General features: G+C 47.7%; 9 protein-coding genes. 1 reads left to right on the top strand and 8 read right to left on the bottom strand.

The features are described 5' to 3' along the window. Positions 1-74: 74 nt before the first annotated feature. On the top strand, positions 75-284 hold the full coding sequence (locus AB3R30_RS26580) for a DsbA family protein (RefSeq protein WP_458652220.1): 210 nt from the start codon (positions 75-77) through the stop codon (positions 282-284). 25 nt (positions 285-309) lie between these two features. Here AB3R30_RS26580 and AB3R30_RS26575 read toward each other — a convergent pair whose 3' ends face one another. The 8 genes from AB3R30_RS26575 to AB3R30_RS26540 form a co-directional block, all read right to left on the bottom strand. After that, the gene (locus AB3R30_RS26575) at positions 310-2,010 is read right to left on the bottom strand and encodes a M23 family metallopeptidase (RefSeq protein WP_458652219.1); all 1,701 of its coding nucleotides are present in this window, start codon (positions 2,008-2,010) and stop codon (positions 310-312) included. Positions 2,011-2,038: 28 nt separating this feature from the next. After that, positions 2,039-2,224, bottom strand: coding sequence for a hypothetical protein (locus tag AB3R30_RS26570; RefSeq protein ID WP_458652218.1), 186 nt, complete (start codon positions 2,222-2,224; stop codon positions 2,039-2,041). Positions 2,225-2,248: 24 nt separating this feature from the next. After that, positions 2,249-2,800, bottom strand: coding sequence for a signal peptidase I (gene lepB, locus AB3R30_RS26565; protein ID WP_458652217.1), 552 nt, complete (start codon positions 2,798-2,800; stop codon positions 2,249-2,251). 10 nt (positions 2,801-2,810) lie between these two features. After that, a complete protein-coding gene (locus AB3R30_RS26560) occupies positions 2,811-3,014 on the bottom strand; it encodes a hypothetical protein (RefSeq protein WP_458652216.1) in 204 nt (67 codons plus the stop codon). A gap of 3 nt (positions 3,015-3,017) precedes the next feature. After that, positions 3,018-3,524: a thermonuclease family protein gene (locus tag AB3R30_RS26555; RefSeq protein WP_458652215.1), complete on the bottom strand. Its 507-nt coding sequence runs from the start codon at positions 3,522-3,524 to the stop codon at positions 3,018-3,020. A 5-nt stretch (positions 3,525-3,529) separates the two neighbouring features. Further along, complete coding sequence (locus AB3R30_RS26550) at positions 3,530-4,015, bottom strand: hypothetical protein (protein WP_458652214.1); 486 nt, start codon at positions 4,013-4,015, stop codon at positions 3,530-3,532. Between the two features lie 110 nt (positions 4,016-4,125). Then, complete coding sequence (locus AB3R30_RS26545) at positions 4,126-5,421, bottom strand: hypothetical protein (RefSeq protein WP_458652213.1); 1,296 nt, start codon at positions 5,419-5,421, stop codon at positions 4,126-4,128. 2 nt (positions 5,422-5,423) lie between these two features. Beyond that, positions 5,424-6,149: a hypothetical protein gene (locus AB3R30_RS26540; protein ID WP_458652212.1), complete on the bottom strand. Its 726-nt coding sequence runs from the start codon at positions 6,147-6,149 to the stop codon at positions 5,424-5,426. Positions 6,150-6,216 lie beyond the last annotated feature (67 nt).

Here is a 6,216-nt window from a genome sequence, read left to right as displayed (position 1 = left end):
TCAAGTTTAGTAAAACTCATGCCTCTAGTTTTAAGGACTGTCTTATTTTGCCTTATCCTCTCCCTGCGTAAGTCCTGTTAAATTTAGATCTGAGCAAGTTTAATCGCGATCGCCAAGGCATTGCAGCATCACAAGCGATTGCTCAGGATTTGCAACTTGCAGCACAGTTGCAAATCACTGGCACTCCATTCTTTCTTGCCATTAGCTCGACAAATATCGAAGCGGTCTCTGGTGTTGATTTTGAGCGTCTTGAATCTGTTCTGGATCAAGCCATTCCCAAATGAGAAAATGATTTTGGTTCTTAGCTACTCACTTTGCTGGATCTAAGTCAAGTCCAATTACCCGGATTATATTCATCAGAAAGGTTGTGAAAAGAACTGAAACCTTATCTGGAGGTCTATCGGTTGCTGTAGGTATCAGCATTGCCAGAAACGGATAGAGCGACCATTTGAACTTGGGCTTATCCGCAATTAGAGAATTTGAAGAATTTCCCTGGCTTGAGTTGGAGGAGAGATGAGCGTACAGCTCAATCAGTGTTGTATGGTCCAAGCTGGTTTTTTGATCCTTTTTACTGCGATCGTCCGTTGGCAATATGGGAGTGTGGCGAGGCGTACCTATCGTTAATGCTTTTGCAAACGCTAGATTTCTTCGTCGATGGTTCAGTTGCTGAATGTTAAAATGAGTAAAACGATTTCTGGAAACGTGAGCTACAGGAATGGCTTGATTCAATTGTGTTGCTGGATCAACTGCAACCCAGCCCTCGGCAGTGTTTTGTCGAACTTCAAAGTGAAGGTGAGGTCCAGTTGAATTACCTGTGCTACCAACTGCCCCGATAGGTTGACCCTGTTCAACCCACTGTCCTGATTGAACAAAAATTTCTGATAAGTGAGCATACAGCGTTTCTTCCGTGCCGTCCTTGTGCCGGAGCGCGATCGCTAATCCGTAGCCTCCCTGCCACTGGGCAGCCACTACTTGTCCAGAGTGAGCCGCAATGACCGTTGCACCCATTGGTGCTCCAAAGTCAATTCCTGCATGAAATCGGCTCTCACTACTAATTGGATGGACTCGCCAACCGAATGAGGATGTAGTTGAAGCCGCAACTGCCAATGGAAAAATTAGTCTCAAGTTGCTCCGCACTAACGGCGGGTGGGATGGTGACTGCTTAACTATTGGAGCAGGAAAAAACTCCTGATTAGAGAGCGTTCTGGTCGGTGCCGATGGACTAATCGTTAGTGCTCTCCTATCGCCTCTCCGTGGCGCTGGCAGTTGATGGGAACTCGGTTGTAACGGGATGGAGGCTTTATTAGTAATGCTGAAGTTGGCAGTTTTGTTGGCTGTTGGCTGATCTTCTTGAGATAGCGTTGATTGAGATGCTTCGGTTGGATTAAGCGATACCTGGATGGTCTCCGCCTCAATTTCATCAATCCGTTGAAGCAGTTCTGTTTGAATGTCCACAGAGAGTAGCGGGTTTTGCGCCGTCTTACGAGCCAGTTCAAACTTTCCAGTTTCGGCATAATGCAAGGTTGCCACAACCAAATACTGCTTGAGGCGTTCAGCTTTGTCCTCGTTCTCTTGATCCAAAACATCTATCAGTTGTTGCTCTAAAGCCTTCTGCTGCTCCGACTTGGTTTCTGACTGGGTTGAGTCTGTAGCTAAATCTGGGTTAGATAATTGGGAGGTGTTCTCTGTCTTCTCCGTGGACTCCGGTTTTGCCTTTAATTCTTGCTTGCCTATCTGCTGCCTACCTGTTTGTATAGCTTGAGTAAAAACTGTTTCAGGTGTTTGAACTGGTTGATCTGCCTGTACCGATGTTTTTGTAGGTTCAATGTGTTGTTCGATCTCAGGCTCAACCGTTGATGGTGTTGCTAATCCTTCTACTGTCGGATCGGCTTCTTTTGGAGCACCGATCATCGGCGAACTTTTGGGTGCAGGTTCCTTAAGGACTGCTACATCAGCAGTCTTCCCAGACTCGTAAATAGCTGGTGGTGGAGCAGGTTGGGCGGAAATCAAGGCATCCTCCTGTCAAGGGCGCGAGGAATTAATCAGAATTAAAGTTTTTCAACTGGAGGCTCCAGCACCACTCCAAATGGTTGATGTGCTGAAATCGTCGAATTAACTGCTGTTCAATTAGGTAATACCGTGTGAATCGTTGAGGTAGAATGATCGGAGGCTGTTGTGGGTCAAACAGAGGTTGCTTAAGATAATGCCAAAGAGGGAAAGTCATTTTGGTTCTCCCGTATTGAGTGAGTTAAAGGAGTCCAAATCGAGACAGATGCAAGCGTAATGAAGCATGTCCCACAATGGCATCACGCGGGACAAAGCCCCAAAGATGGCTGTCATAACTCTGATTCCGGTTATCTCCCAGTACGAAGTACTGATCTTGGGGAATTGTGACCGGACCGTAGGCGTAATTCGGCAGCGCGTGGAGATAGGTCTCTGAAAGTTCCTGCCCATTGACAAAAACCTGTCCACCTTGAACCTGCACTACATCACCGGGCAATCCGATAATGCGCTTGATATAGTCTCCATCTAGGTTTTGAGCCTTCAATTCTGGTGGAGCCTGGAACACTACTACTTCACCCCGTTGAGGAGAACGAATGTGGTAAGACAGTTTCTCCACAATGACGCGATCGCCCTTATGGAGTGTGGGTGTCATAGACCCGGATGGAATATAACGAACTTCAGCAACAAAGGTATGAACTCCCAGTGCCATTAGTAATCCAAGTCCTGCTGTCTTGGCAGACTCAATCCATTCGTTCTTTGGATTTTGTCTTTGTTGAGATGCAGTTTGTGTTGTCATAGCTGTTGTTTTACAGTGAAATTGCAATTAATCCGATCTCGGCGATCAATCCTTTGAGCCAAAGGGGGAGCGGTAGCGGTGGCGCAATGCCTACAGCCGTCAATCCACAGGCAATCGCAAGAAAATTATCAGCGCCAATTACAGACGCTCCTGTAATTAGGAGAAAACCTGTTAAGAGCCAACCGAGAAGGTTTTGCACGGAAGCGAGGGACATCCTTTATCCCCAAATGTTTTTACGTTGTTGTTGGGCTGAGGTTTGTGCTTGTTGCAAAGCGTTTCTAACCTCATCTGGTAACTGGCTGAGTTGTGTCTTGTCCAGCTTCGCCAGTCCATCTGCCACTAACACTTGTTGAATTGATGTCCCGTTTGGTAGCTGAGCGATCGCTCTAGCAACCTCTCCTTTTCCAATGGCTTGTGTGATGGTTAGATCAACTTGCTGGTGGGAGGACTGCAATAGAATTGCGATGACTCCATTTGCCTGTGCTTGCCACTTGGAGTCAATCGGCATGATGCCTGCCAATGTTACTTGCTGTTGGGATTGATCTGAGGCGCGCAACGTCCAGACCTCACCACGAACTCTCTCAACGGTATAACGAGGGGTGGAGGACTGAGAGAATTGCCTCTCCAGATGCTCTGCTAAAGGAACCCAAGTCGGAACTCCAAGCTTGACTCCAAATGGCAGCAGGAGAAGTGCAACACAGAAATAGAAAAGAGGTCTGGTCATCACTGTCACCGTAGCCAGTGGTTGAGGAAATCGAATTCCTTAAGCAGGATTTGCTTGAGATACCGCCAGTTCCCTGGTTGTACCTGCGATTGTTCTACCTCCATGCAGGGAGTTCGTTGCTGTGGTTGCGGTTGTAAATCGCTCACACTTAGGGTAATAGCAGTCAATTGCAGCTCAAGCCGACGCATCAAGTCCAGGTGCTTTCTGCCGATTGGTCGATTTGACAAAATCCCGACCGCATAAACAGTGGCATCCACCTGTTGTGTTAAGTGGTTAATCAAGTCTGTGTCACTGTATTCGTTCAACTCAACAGCAACGCTTTTATTCGCAGATTCAGTCATTGCCGTCGCTACCTGTTGTTCTATTCCTTTGAATAAATCGCCAAATGCCGTTCGCATTTCAGTTTTGTCTTCGTCTGATAAATCTTCGGTAAGAGTTGGGTCTCCAAACACCGTATTCAAAAAGCCGTCAAGCGGTTGAGGTTGGCTCATAACAGGAGTGCTCTAAGGCAGCGAGTAATCCATCTATTCACAACATTAGAGAAGCAATCTGACTGTCATATGGCATGGGTCTGCTTTTATCTGGTTAGGCTGTCGTGGGGTTACTCTCTCTCCTCGTAGTCAATCGGGAGGTTGTCCTCAATCTCAAAGAGGGCAGTTTGTTGCTCATTCACAACTTCTACGCCGCTAGTTTCCACCTCCGGAGGTATTTCCGTCAGTAGAGGATTGTTGTTCTCTAACCTTGAACTAACTATAGGCACTTGTGTTTGGACAATAGCCAGATCCATGCGTGTTTGCCCAATAATTCCTGGCTCGCGTTCAGTCAGTGACTCCTTCGCCTGGAGCCACGCCTGCAAGGATTGGAAGTAGGCAATATCATCCAGGTTGATTGCGCCCAACTCATTGAGTCCCTCTAGTTGCCATCGACCTGCATTCAAATCATAGTGCTGATGATGATTGATGGCGGACACCATCACAGTATCGCCTCGCTGCATCCAAAGGGTATCAGTGGTTGAGTTATAGCCGACTTGATAATCTCCCAAACCATTGGTGACATGATTCTGCTGCGATTCATCCAGTCTCACCCCTCCCTGTGATTCCTGATAAGAAAACACCTGTTCAGCGATCGCAAGCAAGACATTTGCCCGGTTTTCCTGTTGACTCCAGTAGGTTTCCTCCCAACTGTTCTTTGATGACTGTGCGGCTTCATCCTCCAACCGTTGGCACTCTGCTACCCATGCGCCAATCTCCGCCCAAGTTTTTATGTCTGCTTGAGTAACGCTCTGTCCCGTTGATAAATCAAGGTTTGCCCCTTCCTGTTGAAGGTGATAGCTGCCCGCTGCATCATCCCGACTGACAACGTAAATCTTGTCCTCAACAGCTAAACGGTATAGGTGCTGGGTACTCTCAGGCGACAATTTGTAGGCAACTTCGCCCTGGCTGGCGTAGTACTCAAACAGTTGTTCAACGGCATTGGCAATTGAGCCGCGATCGTCTTCAGTGACAATGTGATCCTGGTTCCATTGCTGTTGTGCTTGCTGCTGAACGGCTCGTAAATCAACATCTCCAACCACATCCTGTTGCTCAAGGTAGTCCCGCAGCGCTTGAAAGTCTTGAAGTTGCTCTTCCGTAATTTGAGTGTCGGGTTCAGGAACAAATGCCTGCTCATGGAAGTTAACGCACCAATTGCTATCATTTGCCTCAATCCAGAGGGCATCGGACTCTGGATCGTAAACCAGGGTGTGCTTGTCCCCCTGGTATTGCCAGCACTCATCACTGATTGGCTCAACCCATCCGTACTGCTGGGCTAGGGCAAACGTGCGTTCCAAAATTGGGCGAATCTCATTGGCTCTTTGCTCCTGTTCTTGCCAGTATTGCGAGTCTGATATTTCAGGCATGGTTACTTCCTTCCTCCCAATTTGATGAGGACATCATTGATGCGGTTGTTGATGTGGTTCATTCCCTTGGGGTGGTATTGAATGAGTGATGCAGTCAGGGATGCAGTACAGAAAATGATGAGGACTATCTCAAGGGGTTTGGCGAAGTTCCATTTCTTCTTGCCAATCGGAATCTCCAGCCACGGTTGACGCTGGTTCCTGTTTTGGTCGGGTGTTGAAGATAGATCGGTCTGGATTGACTTCGAGTTCGTTGGCAATGTGGAGAGCGTTTTCAGTTGCGCCTTCAGTTCGAGGATGCTCTGATTTGTCTGCTTCAGTTGTTCGGTAATCAGGTTCAGGTGCTGTCCAGTCGAATCCTCCACTTTCTGTTGAGGTTGTTGTGGTAAAGACTTCTTCAAGTCTTCCAAAGTCTCCTGCAAGTTGACTAAGGGCATCTGAAGATCGGTTCGTCTGGATGTTGTCTCCAGCAATTGTTTGAGTGTGATCAAACTCTTGGGCAAGGGTTGGAGCAGGGTAATCAGTTGCTCCATCTGCTCGGCTGTGGCAGGTGCTGGAGCTGTCCACCCTTCCCACAAATTGGGAGGAATTGGTCTCGATTGAGAATGAGACCGTCCCAGGTTCTGGCGATAGTTGACTGCCTGATTGTGCGTTGGAACTGCCGTGGTACTTGCTGTTGCTCCTCGATCGCTCTGGAGTGGAGTTCCCGATGTCGAGTGTCCTGATACCAAATTAAATTGGAGTAGTTACAGATCAGATAAACTGAGGGATATAGAGTTGAGAGTCTGACGATGGCTG

Origin of the sequence: Sivoneniella epilithica UHCC 1019 (genome assembly GCF_040830845.1) — a bacterium.
In the GTDB taxonomy this organism is placed as follows: domain Bacteria; phylum Cyanobacteriota; class Cyanobacteriia; order Leptolyngbyales; family Leptolyngbyaceae; genus ULC077BIN1.
This window is presented reverse-complemented; position numbering and strand designations above follow the sequence as displayed.